Origin of the sequence: Mesorhizobium sp. B2-8-9 (assembly GCF_006439475.1) — a bacterium.
Taxonomy (GTDB): Bacteria; Pseudomonadota; Alphaproteobacteria; order Rhizobiales; family Rhizobiaceae; genus Mesorhizobium.
Map to the genome: position 1 here is coordinate 147,431 of NZ_VFTQ01000001.1, position 18,163 is coordinate 165,593.

Consider the following 18,163-nt stretch of genomic DNA (forward strand, 5'->3'; position numbering starts at 1 on the left):
AATGGCGTTCACCCTTTTCGAAAAGAGCCGCCGCAAGGCCCGTCCGGCCGAACTGATCCTGTTCGTCTACGGTGAGGCACCAGGCTCGTATTTCGCCTACACAAATGCCGAGCAGGAAATTACCCACGACAGCCTCACCGATCCGGACACGGGTGATCCGATCGCCGTGACCTATGAACCAGTGGCCGTCACGCGCGGCTCGATCAATGCGTCCGGCAACCTCGACAAGACGGCACTGCAGTTGCGGTTCCGGCGCGACATCGAACTGGTGGAACTGTTCCGTGTCTACCCGCCGAGCCAGGTGGTCACGGTCACGATTCGCGAAGGCCACGTCAACGATCCGGACGGCGAATTCCTAGTCGTGCATGCCGGCAAGGTGCTGTCGGTCGGTCGCGAGGGCAACGAGGCTGTGATCGGCTGCGAGCCCATCACCAGTTCCATGCGCCGGCCGATGCCGATGAGAAACTACCAGCGCGGCTGCAATCTGGCCCTCTACGTGCAGGGACCGGGCATGTGCAACGCTGACAAGGCACTGGCTACCGTGGTCACAACGGTCGACTCGCTCGGCACCACATCGGTCGCGCTGCCCTCCGGCTGGAACGGACTGATCGACCCGGTCAAATACCGCAAGGGGTTGGTCGAGTGGGTCGGGCCGGCCGGCAACACCGAAATCCGCGAGATACTGTCAGTCGGAGTCGACGGCGTGACGCTGACGATTTCCGGCCTCATTCGTGGGCTCATTGTCGGCCAGGAGATCAAGGTCTCGCGCGGCTGCACGCATCAGCAGGACGACTGCATTACGCACACCGAATCGGTGACCGGCCAACCCAACATCTGGAACTATGGCGGGTGCGATGACATTCCGCTGAAAAACCCGATCGGCTTCGTCAACCAGTTTTATTGAGCCGCTTGCGCTTGCCGGTGTATTCAACTAAATGTGGATTAAATCATCCATGGGTGGACAAGTGTTCAGGCACGGCGCGCTCCGCAAGAAACTGGCCAAGCGGGTGAACCGCCTGCTTCTTGCCGCGCACGACAATGAGACGTTTCGCGATCTTGTTTTCCGCTTCCTAGGTGACGAGCGCGGCGCGTGGTTCCTGCTTCTGCTTATCGGTCTGGCACTCAACATCGTCGCCTATCTCATCATGCCGCGGCCGAAACAGGCCAAGCCAGAAGCGGCCAAGGATATGGACGATCCGACCGCTGACGCCGGACGCCCGATGCCGTGGTTGTTTGGCACGGTGATGATCAAGGGTCTCAACGTCCTGAAGTTCACCGACAAGAACACGCGCACCTATTCGGTGAACGCGTGAGCGACAAGGTGACCATCTCGGACATCCGCCGCGCCGGCCATTGCGTATCGGGCGCCAAGGCGTGGTTTGAGCGCCACAATCTCGATTTCCGAGACTTCATCAAGAACGGCATAGACGAAGAGACGTTTCTTGCTTCCGGCGACGCTCTAGGTGTGGCCGTCGTCGAGCACAAGCGGAAGCTCGGCAACGATGGGTAAATCCAAGCCGAAACAACAGGTCGCCGAATACCGCATGTCGATCCACTTCGGCATCTGCGCAGGCGCCGTCGACTATATCTCGCGCATTGTCATCGGTGAAAAGGAAGCCTGGAAGGGACGCGTCGACTCCCTGACCGGTTTCCGCGTCAACAAGCCAGATCTGTTCGGTGGCATCAAGAAAGAAGGTGGCGTCTCAGGAACGGTCACCTATCTGCCGGGTGACGTCGATCAGGTCATGCCTGAAGCGCTTGCCGCAAAGTATGGCAAGACCGCAGCGACGATGCCCGCCTATCGTGGCCTGTCGTCGGTCTTCTTCACCGAAGGCCCATCATCGACCGGATCGGGAACATTCCTGGACCAGATCCGCGATTGGCTTGCTGGCATCTTTTCCTCGTTCGCAGGCTCGGATCGCAAGGGTTTCTACTGGACGGCGAACTCACCCTATCTGCGCGGCGTCTGGGTGGAAGCGGCTCGCGCATCGATCGGGCTCGAGCCGGCCTATGCGCGCATTTTCCGAGATCCGACGACCGAGAATGTGGCGCTCTATTTCGCCATCGATATCTCTTCGTCCATCGTGGGCGTGCGCATAAACGCATTGAAAAGATGCCTTCATGACGCCGTCGCCTATCTGCGCGCCCGCACTGACCGCAGCCAGGACATCTGCTTCGTTTCCTTCTCGACTGACGTCGTCAACTCGGTGACCTTCCGAAACGCGTCATCGGCCGATTTTGATGCGCTGGACACCTTCATCGACGACCTGATCGGCGCCGGCACATCCACGGACTTCAGCAAAGGCGCCAGCCAGGCAGCGACGTTCTTTGCCGGTGCCGGCAGCAAGATCCCTGCTGTCATCTTCATTTCCGACAACGCCGATCAGAGCGGTGACCACATCATTGGTGCAAGTGCCGCAAAGAGCGCGCTCGACGACGTACCTGTGTATTGTTTCCGGGTATGGGGCGCTGGCGACACGACCATGGTGGCCAACTTCCTCGGGACGCTGGATAACACGGCTCAGGACGGCATGCCTGTTTTGATGTCGTCGACATCGAACGGTCTGGTATCGGGGCTCAACCCCTCTCAAACGCTGATCCCGTTCGACAGCAATCCAGCTCACATGATCTACGAGCTCCTGCCCTACACCGACCGGGGCAGGTCTTCGGCAGGCACCGACAAGGCGTCGTTCGAGGCTGCCGCGCTGACGCTCTTCAACGAGCGGTTTGGCATTTCGCTGCTGTGGAACCGGCAGTCGACGGTCGAGGATTTCGTCAAGGAGATTCAGGACCACATCGAAGCGGCGATCTTCCTGAACCCGAAGACCGGCCTGCTGACGATCAAGCTGATCCGCGGCGACTACGATCCGGACACTGTGCCGGTGTTCACCGTGGACAACTGCGTCGTCACCAACTTCTCGCGCAAGCTATGGGGCGAGACGATCAACGAGATCGTGGTGACGTGGACCAACCCGGAAAACGAGGAGGAAGAGACCGTCACTCAGCAGGATCTTGCCAACATCTCGGTCCAGGATGGCAAGATCATTTCCGACAGCCGCAACTATTACGGCATCCGCAGGAGCGATCTCGCGGCCTTCACCGCGCAGCGCGACCTGCGCGTGGCGGCAGCGCCGCTCGCCTCGTGCGACCTGGAATGCGACCGCACAGCATGGGACCTCCTGCCGGGCGACGTGATCAAGCTGGTGTCGCCAGAAGACGGCATAGCGGCGATCTTCATGCGCGTCGGCCCGATCGACTACGGCAAGCCGGGCGATTCCAAGATCAAGGCCTCGCTCGTCGAGGACATCTTCTCGCTGCCGCTGGCAGAGTATTCCTTGCCACCGCCGCCAGCGACGGATGATTCCTCAGAGCAGCCGGCGCCGGCTGCGTTCGCCTACATCTTCACGCTGCCCTACTATTTGGTAGTGCACGAAATTGATCCTGCCGCATCGGCGGGGATCGACTATCCGGTGGTATTCGCAGGCGTGCTTGCGGGCCAGAGTGGCAGCGACACGCATGAATTCGAACTGATCGGCAAGACCACCGACACGCTCGGCAATGTGGTGTCGGAGGATATCGGCTCGCGATCGATCGCGTCGCACGCCACGCTGTCAGCCGACCTCGCCGAGGAAGCCGAGTCGCTTATCGCCAGCTTCCCCGGCCGGACGACCGGCGACGGCCCTGTGGTCGGTGGCTTCGTGGTCATCGGAGACGGCGCGGAAAGCGAGGTCGAGTTTGGACTGGTGACCGTCGCCGACGACACTGGCTACACGATCCGCCGCGGTGTTCTGGACACGGTGCCGCAAGCCTGGCCGAGCGGCTCGCCGGTCTGGTTCCTCGGCGACGGCCTCGACTTCGTCGACAACGAGCAGCGCTCGGACGGCGAGACCGTCGACTACAAGATCCTGCCGCGCACGTCGCTCGGACTGCTCGACGAGGACGCGGCTTCATGGATCTCGACGACGCTGACCGGCCGCCCGTGGCTGCCGTTCCGGCCAGCTGACGTACATGTAGATGGAATCGCTTTCGGCGATGTGGACGCTACGGCACTGCCGCTGATCCCGGTGACCTGGTCGGATCGCAACCGGCTGACCGAGGACAGCATCGTACTGGCCTGGGACGCGGCGACTGTGACGCCGGAAACGGGGCAGACCACGGTCATCCATCTCACCGACAGCGCCGGCACTGTCGTTCACACCTACAGCGGGATCACCGCCACCAGTTTCGACGTCGATCCTGCCGATTTCGGCAGCCTGTCGTCAGGCTACATCGTCGTGAAAAGCGAGCGCGATGGTCTGGAATCCCTGCAGGGCGTGCGCCGCCGCGTCGTTCTCATGAGTTCGCTGTTGCTCTCGGGAGACCAGCAGGACGGCGCTGACCATATCGCGCTGTCCGGCGACCAGGCACCAGGCATCATTCTCATCTCAGGATCGTAGGGGAAGGCAATGGCTGATAAGGAAATTGGCGATCTGCCAGCGGCAAGTCTGCCACTTGCTGGCACCGAGCTTCTGGATGTCGTCCAGGCAGGCAACAGCCGCAAGGTCGCAACGGCCGACCTGGCGCTGTTGCCGAGCATGCTCGACACGGACGGAACGCTTGCCGCCAACAGCGACAGCAAGGTTCCGACGCAAAAAGCCGTCAAGACATATGCCGACGCTCTCATTGCCGCCAATGACGCCATGGTCTTCAAGGGCGTCATCGACTGCTCGAGCAATCCGAACTACCCGGCAGCTGACAGAGGCCACCAGTATCGCGCCAGCGTTGCCGGCAAGATCGGCGGTGCGTCCGGCGTCAACGTCGAAGTCGGCGACATGATGCTTTGCATCACGGATGGAACTGCTGCCGGCAACCAGGCGACAGTTGGATCGGCCTGGTCGATCATCCAGACCAATCTCGACGGCGCAGTCATCAACACGCGCCAGGTCATTGCAGGCGCCGGTCTGACGGGCGGCGGCGACCTGTCGTCCGACAGAACGCTGGCGCTCAACACCGATGCCCGCACCCGCAACATCTTCTATGTCATCGACGGCGGCGGCGCCGCGATCACGACGGGTATCAAGGGCGACCTGCCCATCCCCTTCGCCTGCACCATCATCGAGGCGGATGTGCTGGCCGACCAGGTGGGCTCGATCGTCATCGACATCTGGAAGAACACCTATGCCAACTTTCCGCCGACCGTCGCCAACACCATCACGGCTGCGGCCAAACCGACACTGGCGAGCGCCGCCAAGGCGCAGGACGCGACGCTGACGGGCTGGACCACGGCGATCGCGGCCGGCGACATCCTGCGCTTCAACGTCGACAGCGCAGCAACGCTGACGCGCGTCACGATCGCCATCAAGGTAAGGATCAACTAAATGGCACTTCTCGATTTCTTCGGCTTTGATCATCTCCAGGCCAGCACGGCGCCAGACCCGGCGCTTTACCCGAATTGCAGCCAGTCAACCGCCAGCGGCTGGACCACTGGAACAGGTCTGCTTGGCGGCAAATCATTGCGATCGAATTCCGTTGCCCGAAATTTCCATTGGGACAAAGGCGTCAACTACTCGACCTTGATCGCCGCCGTGCGATTCCAGACGAACAGCGTTGCGGCTTCGGCAGTCCAGGACATCCTAGTTTTCTACGACGGCGCCTCGATCCAGTGCGGCATCTCGATCAACGCGGTCGGCAAGTTGATCTTCTGGCGCGGCACAAATGCCACCGTGATCGCAACCGGAACCACCACCCTCTCGCCGAATTCGTGGTATTTCCTGGAGGCAAAAGTCACTTTCCACAATACGACAGGTGCCTACGAAATCAGACTTGGCGGCACCTCGGAAATGTCCGGTTCCGGCGCCAACACCCGCAACACCGCCAACAACCAGGCATCCGGCATCCGTTGGATTTCCAACGCAGCCACAACCACGATGACCATGTTCGACATCGATGACATTTACATCGAAGACACGAGCGGCAGCGCTCCTTACGCCGATTTTCTCGGCGTCATCCGGGTCGAAACGGCCTTCGTCACCACAAACGATTCGGTGCAGTGGACGCCGCTGTCGTCGACCAATGCGAGCAATGTCGACGAAGTTCAGGTCGACGACGACACCACCTACAATTCTGATGCCACGGCAGGCCATATCGATCTGTTCAATCACGGCGCGCTGTCGTCGACGCCCGTCACGATCTTCTCCGTGGCCATCCGAAGCCGCGCCCGCAAGGACGATGTGACGGCGCGCACGTATCGCAACAAGCTGAAGTCGAGCACCACCGTCAGCAACGGCGCCACGGCCACGCTCGACACCACCTACAAGTGGATTCGCGACCAGTTTGACACCGATCCGAACACGGCGGCGGCATGGGCCACTGCCTCAGCCGTCAACAACAGCAAGATCGGCTACGAGGTCGTTTCCTGATGGCCGCGCAACGTTCAACTCAGGTCGTCCAGGAGACCTTGCTGTCGTATTCGAGTCTTACGACGTTACGCGCCACTCAGGTCGTCCAGGAGACGCTGCTGTCCTATTCCAGTCCGACAAATGCGCTCGTCAGTCAGGTGGTGATCGAGGTTTTGCGGTCGGTCGCCAGCACCAGCGTTTCGCCAAGCTTCGGCGGCATCATCTGAACCCTTGCAAGCCGTCCAGCAACCGACCAGATGATCAGCGTGCCCGCAATCGCGACATAGGCGTCAGCAGCATAGTGCCAGCCGAAGTAGACCGAGCCGAATCCGATGATGGCGAGATAGGTCCAGCCGATCACGCCAAGCCACCAGCGGCATGACGCAAGGAACAGTGCGTTCAGGCAGGTGAACGCGACATGGAGGCTAGGCATTGCCGAAATGCCGCTTCCGAGAAGTGTCGTGTCGGTGGCGTAGGCCTGCCAGAGATAGTCGGTGATCTGCAAAGTAAGTCGACCACCAGAGTTACTCGCCAGAGCGGCATCAAGACCGGCGAATCGATCACTGTCGAAAATGCGATCATAAAAGATCGGGCCGGCCGAGTTCCCGATCGTTCTGACGACGCCTCCAAGCAGGACGGCGATCCCGAGAAAGCTTGCGAGATACCTGTTGCGTAGCTTTGCCTGGTCCAGGAATGCGACAACCAGGAAAAGCCCGATCGTCCAGACGAACCAGAGTTGAGAATAGAGGGAGTAGTAAATCCGGTCGAACGTGGGACTATCGAACGCCCGAAGCAATTGCCACGGGTCGCCCCCATGGAGCCCCTGGTCAAGATCGGCAAGGATCTCATCGGCGAAGAACGGCACGGCCAGTGATATTTCATGCTTGAGCGCCGTGAAGGCTGCCGCGGTAAAAACAAAAGCGATCACAATGATGGCGGCACCTGGCAGACGAGTGCGCAGCTTGCGTCTGAGGAACATCATCGGAGCCCTCGGGCTGCGGACGATCGCGGCAGAAATCAAGCCGACAAGGAGCAGCAGTGGGATCGCAATCAGGAAGCGCCTGACGGTGTAGGCCGAGAGCGATGTCCAATAACTACCCGGAAAAACGGTTGCGATACAGATCGTATATATTAAAGCAACTGCTAATATGCTGCGACCTAGCTGATCGCGCGGTGCCAGGGATGATGCTTGCGCCACTCCTGAAGTTTCAAGCGTCTCTGCTCGTAGATCGGGACGAGCGGACCTTCTATCTGCACTTCCCTCGGTGCTTGGCGCAACCTCGCGTCCCAAATGCCTAGCGTCAGGCACAGTGCTGCTATTGTCCATATGACTGGCTTCCCCCAATAGAACCCGGTCATCTCTATAGCCTCCAATTCGACGATGGTTAAGCCTACCGCCAAAATCTTTCGTCAATCTTACCTAGCGTCCGACCGGTGGAATTTTCCTTTACCCGATCCGGGTGCCGTGCTACATGATTCAACTATCAGATGAATAGCTTATCTGCGGGTGGATCGGCTATGAACTTCTATCGCCTTTCGGGTTGCCTGAACCGGCTCTGCGGTGGACGCGGGGACCAGACGTTCTGCGCCCGCGTGGCCGAGCGCTACGGCAGTCAATGCCTGTTCTGCCGGCTGATGTCGCGGCTGATCGAGCCAGACCACTGCGCGCTGCAACTCGACAAGTGGCATGCGATCAGGAACGGCTGGGCGGACCCTTCCGCGCCGCTGGCGATCACGCGTTTCGTGCCCAACTGGCGCACGGTGCTGCGGCACTCCTATAGCCTGCACCTGAATGCCGGCTCGGTCGTCTGCTGGCTGGCGATCATGCTGGATTACGTCTGGCCGTTCACGGCCGATTACCTGCCGTTCCAGCCGATCGTTTTCGGCCTGCTCGGCGGCGCGCTCGCCATCGCGGCGATCTATGCGCGCTTCGTCCTTCAACCCCCGATTTCCGGAGCCCCCAATGCCAATCGGTAGGATCATGGCCAGCCTGCGCGGCAGGAAGGCCGTTCTCGCGGCTGCCGCCTTCGCCGTCACCAGCGGCTGGACCGCCTACATGGCCTCCGGGCCGGACCAGACCGTCGTCGCCATTCACCAGGCGATCGACAAAGGGCTGACCCCGCCCGCCGTCGAGCTTGCCGTCGACAAGCTGATCAAGCCCTGGGAAGGGCTGAAGCTCTACGCCTATCAGGACCAGGTCGGCGTCTGGACGATCTGCTACGGCGAGACGCTCGGCGTGCATAAGGGCATGCAAAAGACCCTCGCCGAATGCGAGGCTATGCTGACCAGGCGCGTCATCCACGACTATTACCTGCCGCTGGTCGACGGCGTGAAGGGTTATGGCGACGCGCCGGACTCCGTGCAGGCCTCGATGCTGTCTGGCGCCTACAATTTCGGCACGGCCGGCCAGTTGGGCTCCCGCGCCGCGAAGTTCGTCACAAGGCGTCAATACCGCCAGGCCTGCGAGGCGCAGACAGCCTGGAACAAGGCCAAGCACCAAATCGTGCCCGGCCTAGTGAAGCGGCGCGAGATGGGCGATGCGCAGCGCCTCGGCGAGGCCGAGCTTTGCGTGAGCGGCCTCTGATGGAAAACTTGCAGGCAGTCTTCACGCCGATCATCGCCAGTGCCCTGAAGATCGGCGCCGTCGCGGCGATCGTGCTCCTCGCATATCTGGTGCTGCGATGACCTGGTGGCTGCTTCTCGTTCTCGGCGGTGGCGGTGTTCTGGCACTGGTCGCCTCACAGCTTGGCGGCGCGGTCATCATCGGCTTCCTGCGCACCTGGCTCCTGCCGGTCCTCACCTTCACCATTCCCCTGCCCGTCTGGGCCTTCCTCGCCGCTGGCGGCTGGCTGTGGTTCGACAGGGACTCGGCCGTCCGCACTGCGGTCAACAAGGCGGTCACGCAGATGGTGGCCGGGGCGCAGTTGGAAGCGCTGCAGGCGCAACTGATCGAGGAACGCCGCATCCGTCAGTGGAGCGACAGCCAAGCCGAGGAAAAGGCTCGCATTGCCGACGCGGAGCAGTCAGCCCGCGTCGACCTGCAAACCAAACTCACCCTCACCGACAGCAGGCGAAAGGGCCTTGCCGATGAACTGGCCGAACTCAAGGCGCGCGAAGCGAAGCGCCAACAGGACAGCAAGGGCGCCATCGCTCCTGAGTGCGCTGTTGATGATTTCCTTTTTGGGCGGTTGCGCAACAAATAAGCAACTCTTCGACCAAGCCTACGTGCAGAAGGCCAAGGCCGATGCGGTGAAGATCGCACTGACTGAGGCCGAGAAACGCGTCCAGGAGGCCCGCAGGATACCCGTCTGGCCGCCCGAGTGCCGGCTTCACCATTACAGCGGCATCCTGCTCGACGACGGGATCTACGTGTCCAACGTCAAGGCGGACTCAGCGCTTAGCGACGCCAACGACCAGACCGACGCCTGTGCAGCGCTGTACGACAAATGGCGCGAGGCGCGCGAGCCGAAGAAGGCCGGCAAATGAAGCGTGCTGACAATGGTGAGGTTCCGGAGCGCCTGACGGAGGAGGAAATCCAGCGTCGCATCGCGATCTACGAAGAGACGAGTGGCAACATCAGCGCCACGGCGCGCCGGCTAGGCATCAAGCGCGCCTCCGTTCAGGGCTTGATCCGCCGCCTCAAGAGCCAGCAGTACGAATTCAAGTTCGACGGCGCGAAGCCGAATCCGCAACCGGAGCCGACGCCGCAGGAACGCTCCACCATTCAGGGTCTTCGCGACGAGATCGCCAGGCTCAAGAGCGAGTTGAGGGCCGCCTATCGTGCCGGCGCGGAAGAAGATGCCATCCTGAACCTCATCGGCATCATCAGCAAGGCAGCGGTCTCGCCGCCGACCTGGCTCAACGAGATCCGCGCCAAGAACGGCAAATCGCACCCCGAGGTGCCGATTGCCAATTGGGGCGACTGGCATTGGGGAGAGGTCATCCGGCCTGGTGCCGTCAATGGCTTCAACGAGTTCAATCGTGAGATCGCAAGGGAGCGCGTGCGACGTCTCGTCGCCAACACGATCGATCTCTGCCGCAACCATGGGCCTGGCAATTATCCCGGCATCGTCGTCAATCTGATCGGCGACTTCATCTCGGGTGGCCTGCATCCGGAGCTCGCCAAGAGCGACGAACTGGCGCGCATTCCGGCAGCACTGGAAGTGCGCGACGTGCTGGTGTGGGCGCTCGAGCAGATTGCCGACGAGTTCGGATCGGTCTTCGTGCCTTGTGTATCCGGCAACCATGGGCGCGACACGCCCAAACCGGAGTACAAGGGCTACCTGCATCACAATTTCGATTGGCTGATCTATCAGTTGCTCAGGCGGCACTTCGAAAACGATAAGCGCCTGACCTTCCTGATCGAGCCGTCGAACGAGGCCTATTACTCGGTGTTCGGGCTCCGCACGCTGCTCGTTCACGGCGACATGCTCGGCGTCAAGGGCGGCGACGGTATCATTGGCTCGATCGGCCCGATCATGCGCGGCGAGATCAAGACGCGCGGTCAGGCGTCGTCTCTCGGCCGACCTTTCGACATCCTGATCATGGGTCATTGGCACCAGGAACTCTGGCTGCCGCGGGCGATCGTCAACAACGCGCTCAAGGGCTTCGACGAATACGCCAAGGACAGCCTGCGCGCGGTGCCGTCCGAGCCCTCGCAATCGCTCTTCTTCGTCCACCAGAAAGGCATGATCACCTCCCGCTGGTCGGTTCGCGTTGATGAATTGAAGGCGCGCGAGAACCATGGATGGGTGGCAGTGCCAAGTGCAAAGGAAACCCACTGATGCGTAACATCTTCGCCTACACCGCGCCTGGCTGCGACATGCCGGAATTCCTTTCGATCAACGAGCACAACGGACAGGTGCAAGTCATGGCACGCAGCCGAGGCTTGTCGACGACAGTGTCCGTTCAGTTGGAGCCTGAACAGGTCAGAGCGCTCTATGCGGCCCTGAAAGCCGAGGTCTTCAAGGACGTTCTTGCCGAGACGGAAGGCTGACCCTCATGCGTCTTGTGATTTTGGAGTCGCCGTATGCGGGCGAGGTCGAGCGGAATGTCGCCTATGCCCGCCGCTGTGTCCGCGATTCGCTGCTCAGGAATGAGGCACCCGTCGCAAGTCACTTATTGTACACGCAACCGGGCATTCTGGACGACACCGTGCCAGCCGAACGGCAGCACGGCATCGACGCTGGCCTTGCCTGGCGCAAGGTGGCTGATGCGAGCGTCGTCTATGTCGACCACGGCATTTCCAAGGGCATGGACTACGGCATTGCCGCGGCCAAGGCAGCCGGCATTCCGGTCGAATACCGCAGCCTGGAGAAGTTCTGATGGACGACGCCCGCCTGATCGAGGAGTTCCGCCAGGAACAGCAGTTCCAGAACGTGCCCGACGCGCCGGCCGTCAAGCCTGCTAATCCCAAGCAACTCTATGGTGACCGGAAACCGCCGCTGTCCTACTTCCCGCTCTCTGCAATGCTCGCCGGGCTCGAGGCGCTCTATGACGGTGCCCTGAAATACGATCCGCACAACTGGCGCGACAATCCGGTCGAGGCCATGACCTATGTCAACGCGGCCGAACGCCACCTGCAACTCTACAAGGTCGGCGAGGCGCTGGCCCGCGACACCAAGGTCAGTAATCTCGGCGGCGTCATCGCCTGCGCCGCCATCCTGATCGACGCGGAAGCCCACAGCATGCTGATCGACAACCGCCGTCACAGCCAGGTCGAGGCGGATCTGCTGCATGAAGCCGAAGCATGGGTCGCTCGCCTCAAGGAAAAGCAGGCCGAGCGCCTGAAGGGGACACAATGATCGCCATCGACTACACCATCACGGTCGGCAACATACTGACCATCCTCGGCATGGGCGGCGGGCTGCTGGTCGGCGCCTGGCGACTGCGCGCCGCGCTCGACAAGCGCGTCAACGCAATCGAGACCGCTGCGGTGCTGAAAGCGTCGCAACGCGAGCTCGACGACGCCAAAGTCGAGATTGCCCGCAAGGCCGAGCAACGCGAGCTCGAAGGTCTCAGGCTGGAAATGGCCAGGAACTATGTCTCGGTGACGCATCTCGAGGCTGTCGAAGAGCGCATGACCGCCTCAATGAAGGTGGTCGCTGATGAAGTGCGTGGTCTGCGCTCTGACATCCTCTCCCTTTACAAGGAGCGGGCCGGCGCCGGCAGTTGAAAGCTGCGGCGCCGGTTCTGAACCGGAATTCAACCGGCGAGGGCCGCTGCGGCGAGATGGGTGAAGAACCCGCATTCGATTCCGGTGAATTTTTCGCCCTCGCCCATCGCCTTGGCGACGTGATAGAGCAAACCCGGATTGTCTGTTTCCGCCATGTGATTGAGCAGTTCGGCTGCGTATTTTCGGCCCGTGGCTGTATCGGCCGACCAGTCGCCGGATGCCTGAACATTCCACAGTTTCTTGTCATTGCCTTCCACGACAATGAAGGGTAGTGCGCCTAACTTTGTCATTGCTGTCTGAGATCCCGATTCAAGTTGTTGCCTGACATGCGAATTCTTCAGCCCGCGATGCGGCGTTCAGCCGTTCGTAGGTCAAATGCTTGGATCGGAATCCTTTTTACGCTGCAAGAATCCTGTCGGCGCGGCGGGGTTGCCACCCACATCAAACACCGCCTAGCAGGTCCAAACGCAGTTCTACTGGAAAACAAACCCCCGATCGCCAACCCCACCCCGCCGACCTCCTTATGTGCTTCCACTGGAGAAATTCAACGGTTAGTTGACTATAACCAAAGTGCGGTCGTTATCAAGCGCGAATATATCGCGGTGTAAAATAATCGTGAGGAATGCTTGAGCGCGGTGCTCAAATGCCACGCGGACCTTGCTGCTTCGACATGGTTATCCACAAGCGAAGTCCTTGATTCGCAACGCCTTCACTGGCGATCTTTAGCAGTTTCTTATCCATACCGTCATAGAACTGCTGCAACCAAATAACGGGGATGGCTAGCTGGAAGTCGCGCCGCAAATGCTGAAGTAGCTCCGGGATCGGCATCCCCGCAAGCCAAGCTGCGGCGGCGAACACCGCACCCGATTCTATTTCGGTTTGCTTATATAGGCCCATCAGCCGAACTGTCTCTTCTTCAGGCCATGAGACCAGCCGGAGCTCTTCTTTTGTTCCACAGGTCGAGCACTGTCACGGCAGGTCGGGCAGAAGTGTTCGTAATCGCGACCGTTCTTGCGGATCAGCCAGCCGGCGTTCTTGGCGTCGCCGACCATCTCCGTGAAATCGCCATTCTCGTATTGCCCATCCTGGTCGTCGCCGCATTCGTCGCAGCACAGCCAGCGCTCTGAGCCGATCCTGGTGATGCTCATTGGCTCTTCCCGATCGAAGTTGGGGCCTCGACGTATCCGTGCTTCCTGGTGGTCTCGCGCAGCGACCTGCAAGCCCGTTCCAGGGCCAGACGCGCCGGACGCTCGTCGCTCGTGTACTTGGCGCCGTCGAGCCGTGTCAGAGCTTCGGCAACGGCGCGTGCGTCGCGCACCAGCCTGGCGTCGGCGGCGAGCGGTATCTTGACGCGCACGATCGGCGGCAGCGTCGCCGCCGCGATCTGCCTTTTGACGATCGGCTCCAACGCCCTGGCCAGTTGGACCGCCATGGAACGCTCACGGGGCGTCGACTCTTCGACCATGCTCATCCAAGCAACTCCTCAAATAATCCACTGTCAGTTGAATTGATGTGCACGGGTACGGCATGCCTGTCGCCGTGCGGGCAGCCGCAGGGCATGCCGAGGTCGGCATCGCCGTAGAACCAGCCGCTGTTGCCGCAGTAATCGCATTCCGGCTCGCCGAGGAGGTCATCGAAATTGTCTGCCGGCGCGATCAGGCCGAGGCGGCAACGGATGTCGGCGGCATATTCGGCCTCCATTTCGATCAACACGGCTTTGCAGCCTTCATCGAGCGCGGCCTTGCCGGTGGTGCCGGTGCCGGCGAAGGGGTCGAGCACCGTGCCGCCCTTCGGCGTGATGTGGCGCACCAGCGACCTGATCAGGCCTGGCGGCTTCACTGTTGGATGAGCATCGATCGGCGCCCGCTTGCCGTCCGCACCGACGCAGCCGCAGGTTGGCCGGCCGATGAAACGCGTTCCGCAGCTGGTGCATTTGTTGATGCGGTCCTTCGACGATGCCTTGGCGTGATAGAGGATCGGCTGGCCGTCGAACGGGTAACTTTCGAAGAAGCGGGCGGCATTCGACGGAAAAAGCGCGGCAACTTCCGCTGACGCGTCGTGGGCGATGTTCGCCGGCCAGCGGCCGGGCGGATCGTAGTTGTCACGGTCTTTGCTGAACTTGCCGTAAATCTGGTTCTGCATCGGCCCGCTGCCGAAATCCGCATGACGGTTTTTGCCCTTGGACTCGGCCTCGTCGTCGTCGTCGTGGAAGGGCACGCGGCAACCATCAATGTTCACGGCTCCGACGCCATGCTTGAGGATGTTCAGGGCACCGTTCTTCTCGGAGAATGGCTTCTGGCCGACATAGATCGGTTCCAGCGCTGGTTTGCGCACCTGGCCGCCATAATGCCAGCCTTGCCACGCGGCGGCATCATCGGTCCCCGGCTCGTAGAGCCCCGGCTGGTATTCGCGGTTGTCGAGTTTCTCCCACGTGCCGTCCTTGTGCTGGTCGGCGCCGGGCCGAATGCGACGGACAGGATCGCCGGTCGGCACTGTCTTACCCTTGACGCCAAGCGCCTTGTCGACGGCAACAGCGGCGTTGTGGGCTTTCGGAAATCCGCTGGCGAAGCACCAGCCGATCATCGGATGGGTGATGAAGCCGGCGTCCTCGATCGCCGTCGCCATGCGGTGATAGGTGCGGCTCGAGGAGAAGGCGACGATGTAGCCGCCAGGCTTGAGCACCTGGAAAACGAGATGCCAGAACTCGGGATCGTTCTCGATATCGGTGCCGTCCCACGTCCGGCCCATAAATCCCTTGGACTGGCGCTGGAAGGCGCCGTCGCGGCCGGGCTTGGCCGGCTTGGCATTCTCCTTGCCGAACCGCTTGACAACGCTCTTGAGGCCGTATGGCGGGTCAGAGCAGACCGAGTCGACCTGCTCCCCGCGTTCGATCATACCGTTGAGCACGGCGCGGGCGTCGCCCTCATGAAGCGTGATCGCCTTCATCCCAACAGATCCTCGAAAACCGTGGCGCGCTGTTTCTTCGCCTCACGCTCGCCGGCCCGCCAGATGAGCAGCGCCGCCTTGCGGTCCCAACTGGCGTCCTCGATACGCAATGTCGGACTGGTGAACAGGCCGGGCTCGTGCTTGACGCTGTCGAGCATCGCTTGGAAGTCTTGCTCGAAGAAACGTTCGAACGGTGTCATCAGAGCAGGTCCGAGAAGTCGTCCTTCGGCGCTGGCGTATCATCGTGCGGCGGTGCCGGCGTCTTGATCGCCGGATTGTCCTTGCCGATGCCCTGGAAATCGTGCTTGTCGGGCTTCAACTGGCCAGTCTCGACGTCGAAGCTCAGGCCGGTCTCACTCGCCTTGCCGCCCGGATAGGCCTTGTCCAGTTCCTCGAGCAGCGGCGTCTTCTGCAAGTAGAAGCGGAAGGTCTTGTCGGTGCCCGGAAAGGGGTAACAGTCGAACCAGGGGTTGCCCTTGGTCTTGCGGATCGCGCCGCGCAGTTCGCCTAGTTTCATGTCAGTCGTCCTATCCTAGGAGATCGGCAAATTCGGTTTTCGGTATCTGAGCATGAGCCACCGGCATGGCGGCACGCAAAGCCGCTTCGGCGGTAGGTCCTTCGCCGCGGTAGGGCGATGGCATCTCGTTGCGCTTGTCGCGCAGAAAGCAGCGCCAAAGGCCGTCCACGCCTTCGTATAAATTGGACACCAGCAGCTTGCGGCGCTTGATCTCCGCGAGCAGCGAACCGGTGCTCATCAGAGGTCGATCCTGCTGACGACGAATTCCAGGGCAGCGGAAATCATGTCGCTGATCATCCAGCCGACAAAGGACCCGAGAACGAGCGTGCCGATGATGCTCATCGTCACACCATCCCGAGCGCGGCTTTGTATAAATCGAGGATCGACTCCTCTTCCTGCCGCTCGGCCTGGTCCTTCTTGCGCAGGCGGATGATGGCGCGCATCGCCTTGACGTCGAAACCGGTCCCGCGTGCCTCCTGGAAGACCTCGCGGATGTCGTCGGAGATCGTCTTTTTCTCCTCCTCGAGCCGTTCCACCCTTTCGATGAAAGCGCGCAACTGGCCGGCCGCGACGGTTTGGCTGGTCTCGGTAATGTTGTCCTCCTTGGACACGCCGCGACCGTCGCCGCCCATCAGGTCGTCATCAACGCTCTTGCCCATCGTCCTTGTCCTTTCTCGTTGCGGGGCTGCGCAGCGCGGACGTGTCGCGCCTGAACGCGACGGCGTGTCCGGTACGCTCGACGCCAAGCATGGCCTTCAGGTCCAGGCCAGTAACCGCGTCGCTGAATGTGTAGGATCTCTCGTCCATGGTTGATCTGTTCAACAGTAAGTTGAATTTCAAGTCAAGCGGAATCAGGGTCGGCCGACCTCGAGGAACGGCACCGTGCCGCTCGGCAGCATCGACGTCGGAAGCTTGCCGTCCCACCGCTCGGCCTTGGTCAGTTCGACCAGGGTGGGGTTGGAACCGAGAGCCGCGGCACGCGCCTGGATGGCTTCCGCCTGTGCCTCGCCTTCGGCCTTGACCTTATAGGCCTCGGCGTCGGCTTCCGCCTTCACGCTGTCGGCGCGGCCCTTGGCCTGAGTGACGGCAATGTCGGCCTTGATCTTCTCCTGCTGCAGGGTCTGTTCCTGCTTCTGGACCTCGACCTGTGCCGTCATGCGCGCCTCCACGGCCTGTTCGTAGGCGTCGGAGAAGTCGATATTCTCGATCTGCACGGAGTCGACGACGATCGGCCCGCGCACCGCTTCGATTACCGCCCTGGAGACCTCGGAGTTGAACTTGTTGCGGCTCTGGATGACTGACACGGCATCGTATTGGCCGAACACGGTCTTGATGGTCTGCGGCGCGGTGCGGGCAACCGTGCGCTCCTCGAGCACTTCGAGCGAGCCGTATTGCGCATAGACGTCTTCGACCTGGTCCGGCGACACGTGGTAGGTGACGCTGACGCGCATGTCGGCGGCCTGCTGATCCTTCGAATAGGCCTGCATGACGTCGCGGGTGTCCTTGAAGCCCCAATAGGTCGTCTGCTGCTGCGTGCTGAGCTTCACGACCGACTGGAAGAACGGCGCCTTGAAATGCAGGCCGGGCTCGGCGATCGACGTGAACGCGCCGTTGGTGAGCAGCACGCCGCGCTGTCCCTGGTCGACGGTGTAGAAGCTGCCGAACAGCGTAAGCGTGCCGATGAGCCCGACGAAAGCCGCGATTCCGATGGTGATGACCCTGCCCATGTTCATGGAATTTGTCTCCTTCTGCTGGTTGAAAACTGATCTTGCCAAATGCATTAGCGGGCACACATATTCAGGCATGCTGTGGTTTTGGCCGCCCGTTTACGTGAGAGAATTGTCGACCGGTCAAACGCTCGGCGTGAAGTCGGTCGAAGCGGCGATCGAGCAGATGCGGACATGGCCGAAGGTCGGCAAGAAGATGAAAGAGGCCTACCCGATCTGCTACGGCGTGATGGACGGCTCGCACACGGTCGACCAGTGCCGCGCCGCCTTCGAGGCAGCCGCGAAAGAGGCCAAGGTGGTGCGGAGCGGCGAATGAGGCTTCTGCTTTCCGCGATGCCGGAAAAACGGTTTAAGAGGGCCTGGAAACACCCTCCCGCCCTTGTCGTCCGCTTCCAGTACGGACTATCCGGCACCTGGGAAA

28 protein-coding genes are annotated in these 18,163 nt (G+C 61.3%); 16 read left to right on the forward strand and 12 right to left on the reverse strand.

Annotation, left to right across the window (positions count from 1 at the left end):
* The first annotated feature begins 1 nt into the window (after position 1).
* From FJ423_RS00650 to FJ423_RS00675, 6 genes are read left to right on the forward strand one after another with little or no spacing between them, the layout of a single operon-like run.
* The gene (locus tag FJ423_RS00650; protein ID WP_140838319.1) at positions 2-904 is read left to right on the forward strand and encodes a phage BR0599 family protein; all 903 of its coding nucleotides are present in this window, start codon (positions 2-4) and stop codon (positions 902-904) included.
* A 49-nt stretch (positions 905-953) separates the two neighbouring features.
* A complete protein-coding gene (locus FJ423_RS33860; protein ID WP_210239526.1) occupies positions 954-1,313 on the forward strand; it encodes a hypothetical protein in 360 nt (119 codons plus the stop codon).
* Positions 1,310-1,510, forward strand: coding sequence for a hypothetical protein (locus FJ423_RS00660; RefSeq protein ID WP_140838322.1), 201 nt, complete (start codon positions 1,310-1,312; stop codon positions 1,508-1,510). The genes FJ423_RS33860 and FJ423_RS00660 overlap by 4 nt, the downstream gene beginning before the upstream one ends.
* Entirely contained in the window at positions 1,503-4,436 is a 2,934-nt protein-coding gene (locus tag FJ423_RS00665) for a phage tail protein (protein ID WP_140838324.1), read from the forward strand. Before FJ423_RS00660 ends, FJ423_RS00665 begins: the two co-directional genes overlap by 8 nt.
* Positions 4,437-4,445: 9 nt before the next feature.
* A complete protein-coding gene (locus FJ423_RS00670) occupies positions 4,446-5,357 on the forward strand; it encodes a hypothetical protein (RefSeq protein WP_140838326.1) in 912 nt (303 codons plus the stop codon).
* Positions 5,358-6,398: a hypothetical protein gene (locus FJ423_RS00675; RefSeq protein ID WP_140838328.1), complete on the forward strand. Its 1,041-nt coding sequence runs from the start codon at positions 5,358-5,360 to the stop codon at positions 6,396-6,398.
* Between the two features lie 133 nt (positions 6,399-6,531).
* On the opposite strand, the gene FJ423_RS00680 is transcribed toward FJ423_RS00675, so the two are convergent.
* Entirely contained in the window at positions 6,532-7,575 is a 1,044-nt protein-coding gene (locus FJ423_RS00680; protein ID WP_181174682.1) for a phosphatase PAP2 family protein, read from the reverse strand.
* A gap of 320 nt (positions 7,576-7,895) precedes the next feature.
* Here FJ423_RS00680 and FJ423_RS00685 point away from each other — a divergent pair, with 320 nt between their 5' ends.
* The 9 genes from FJ423_RS00685 (at position 7,896) to FJ423_RS00725 (ending at position 12,552) form a co-directional block, all read left to right on the forward strand.
* Positions 7,896-8,354, forward strand: a complete 459-nt coding sequence (locus FJ423_RS00685; protein ID WP_140838332.1) for a hypothetical protein — start codon at positions 7,896-7,898, stop codon at positions 8,352-8,354.
* Positions 8,341-8,961 (forward strand): lysozyme, encoded by a 621-nt coding sequence (locus FJ423_RS00690; RefSeq protein WP_140838334.1) that lies wholly within the window; start codon positions 8,341-8,343, stop codon positions 8,959-8,961. The genes FJ423_RS00685 and FJ423_RS00690 overlap by 14 nt, the downstream gene beginning before the upstream one ends.
* A gap of 97 nt (positions 8,962-9,058) precedes the next feature.
* Complete coding sequence (locus tag FJ423_RS00695) at positions 9,059-9,580, forward strand: hypothetical protein (protein WP_140838336.1); 522 nt, start codon at positions 9,059-9,061, stop codon at positions 9,578-9,580.
* Entirely contained in the window at positions 9,543-9,863 is a 321-nt protein-coding gene (locus FJ423_RS00700; RefSeq protein WP_140838338.1) for a hypothetical protein, read from the forward strand. Before FJ423_RS00695 ends, FJ423_RS00700 begins: the two co-directional genes overlap by 38 nt.
* Entirely contained in the window at positions 9,860-11,161 is a 1,302-nt protein-coding gene (locus tag FJ423_RS00705) for a hypothetical protein (protein ID WP_140838340.1), read from the forward strand. Before FJ423_RS00700 ends, FJ423_RS00705 begins: the two co-directional genes overlap by 4 nt.
* Complete coding sequence (locus tag FJ423_RS00710; protein ID WP_140838342.1) at positions 11,161-11,373, forward strand: hypothetical protein; 213 nt, start codon at positions 11,161-11,163, stop codon at positions 11,371-11,373. The genes FJ423_RS00705 and FJ423_RS00710 overlap by 1 nt, the downstream gene beginning before the upstream one ends.
* Positions 11,374-11,378: 5 nt before the next feature.
* The gene (locus FJ423_RS00715; protein ID WP_140838344.1) at positions 11,379-11,702 is read left to right on the forward strand and encodes a hypothetical protein; all 324 of its coding nucleotides are present in this window, start codon (positions 11,379-11,381) and stop codon (positions 11,700-11,702) included.
* Positions 11,702-12,181 (forward strand): dATP/dGTP diphosphohydrolase domain-containing protein, encoded by a 480-nt coding sequence (locus FJ423_RS00720; protein ID WP_140838346.1) that lies wholly within the window; start codon positions 11,702-11,704, stop codon positions 12,179-12,181. The genes FJ423_RS00715 and FJ423_RS00720 overlap by 1 nt, the downstream gene beginning before the upstream one ends.
* On the forward strand, positions 12,178-12,552 hold the full coding sequence (locus tag FJ423_RS00725) for a hypothetical protein (protein WP_140838348.1): 375 nt from the start codon (positions 12,178-12,180) through the stop codon (positions 12,550-12,552). The genes FJ423_RS00720 and FJ423_RS00725 overlap by 4 nt, the downstream gene beginning before the upstream one ends.
* A 29-nt stretch (positions 12,553-12,581) precedes the next feature.
* Here FJ423_RS00725 and FJ423_RS00730 read toward each other — a convergent pair whose 3' ends face one another.
* The 11 genes from FJ423_RS00730 to FJ423_RS00775 form a co-directional block, all read right to left on the reverse strand.
* Positions 12,582-12,842, reverse strand: coding sequence for a hypothetical protein (locus FJ423_RS00730; protein WP_140838350.1), 261 nt, complete (start codon positions 12,840-12,842; stop codon positions 12,582-12,584).
* Between the two features lie 349 nt (positions 12,843-13,191).
* Positions 13,192-13,449, reverse strand: coding sequence for a hypothetical protein (locus FJ423_RS00735; RefSeq protein WP_140838352.1), 258 nt, complete (start codon positions 13,447-13,449; stop codon positions 13,192-13,194).
* The gene (locus FJ423_RS00740; protein WP_140838354.1) at positions 13,449-13,700 is read right to left on the reverse strand and encodes a hypothetical protein; all 252 of its coding nucleotides are present in this window, start codon (positions 13,698-13,700) and stop codon (positions 13,449-13,451) included. The genes FJ423_RS00735 and FJ423_RS00740 overlap by 1 nt, the downstream gene beginning before the upstream one ends.
* The gene (locus tag FJ423_RS00745) at positions 13,697-14,023 is read right to left on the reverse strand and encodes a hypothetical protein (RefSeq protein WP_140838356.1); all 327 of its coding nucleotides are present in this window, start codon (positions 14,021-14,023) and stop codon (positions 13,697-13,699) included. Before FJ423_RS00745 ends, FJ423_RS00740 begins: the two co-directional genes overlap by 4 nt.
* Complete coding sequence (locus FJ423_RS00750; RefSeq protein WP_140838358.1) at positions 14,020-15,498, reverse strand: site-specific DNA-methyltransferase; 1,479 nt, start codon at positions 15,496-15,498, stop codon at positions 14,020-14,022. Before FJ423_RS00750 ends, FJ423_RS00745 begins: the two co-directional genes overlap by 4 nt.
* The gene (locus tag FJ423_RS00755; protein WP_140838360.1) at positions 15,495-15,698 is read right to left on the reverse strand and encodes a hypothetical protein; all 204 of its coding nucleotides are present in this window, start codon (positions 15,696-15,698) and stop codon (positions 15,495-15,497) included. The genes FJ423_RS00750 and FJ423_RS00755 overlap by 4 nt, the downstream gene beginning before the upstream one ends.
* A complete protein-coding gene (locus tag FJ423_RS00760; RefSeq protein WP_140838362.1) occupies positions 15,698-16,015 on the reverse strand; it encodes a hypothetical protein in 318 nt (105 codons plus the stop codon). The genes FJ423_RS00755 and FJ423_RS00760 overlap by 1 nt, the downstream gene beginning before the upstream one ends.
* 10 nt (positions 16,016-16,025) lie before the next feature.
* Positions 16,026-16,253, reverse strand: coding sequence for a hypothetical protein (locus tag FJ423_RS00765; protein ID WP_140838364.1), 228 nt, complete (start codon positions 16,251-16,253; stop codon positions 16,026-16,028).
* A 106-nt stretch (positions 16,254-16,359) separates the two neighbouring features.
* Entirely contained in the window at positions 16,360-16,647 is a 288-nt protein-coding gene (locus tag FJ423_RS00770; protein ID WP_140838830.1) for a DUF2312 domain-containing protein, read from the reverse strand.
* 10 nt (positions 16,648-16,657) lie between these two features.
* Positions 16,658-16,822, reverse strand: coding sequence for a hypothetical protein (locus FJ423_RS33420; protein ID WP_181174683.1), 165 nt, complete (start codon positions 16,820-16,822; stop codon positions 16,658-16,660).
* A gap of 44 nt (positions 16,823-16,866) precedes the next feature.
* Positions 16,867-17,748, reverse strand: a complete 882-nt coding sequence (locus FJ423_RS00775) for a prohibitin family protein (protein WP_348642869.1) — start codon at positions 17,746-17,748, stop codon at positions 16,867-16,869.
* Between the two features lie 70 nt (positions 17,749-17,818).
* On the opposite strand from FJ423_RS00775, the gene FJ423_RS33425 reads away from it, so the two are divergent.
* Entirely contained in the window at positions 17,819-18,058 is a 240-nt protein-coding gene (locus tag FJ423_RS33425) for a DUF982 domain-containing protein (protein WP_281408938.1), read from the forward strand.
* Positions 18,059-18,163 lie beyond the last annotated feature (105 nt).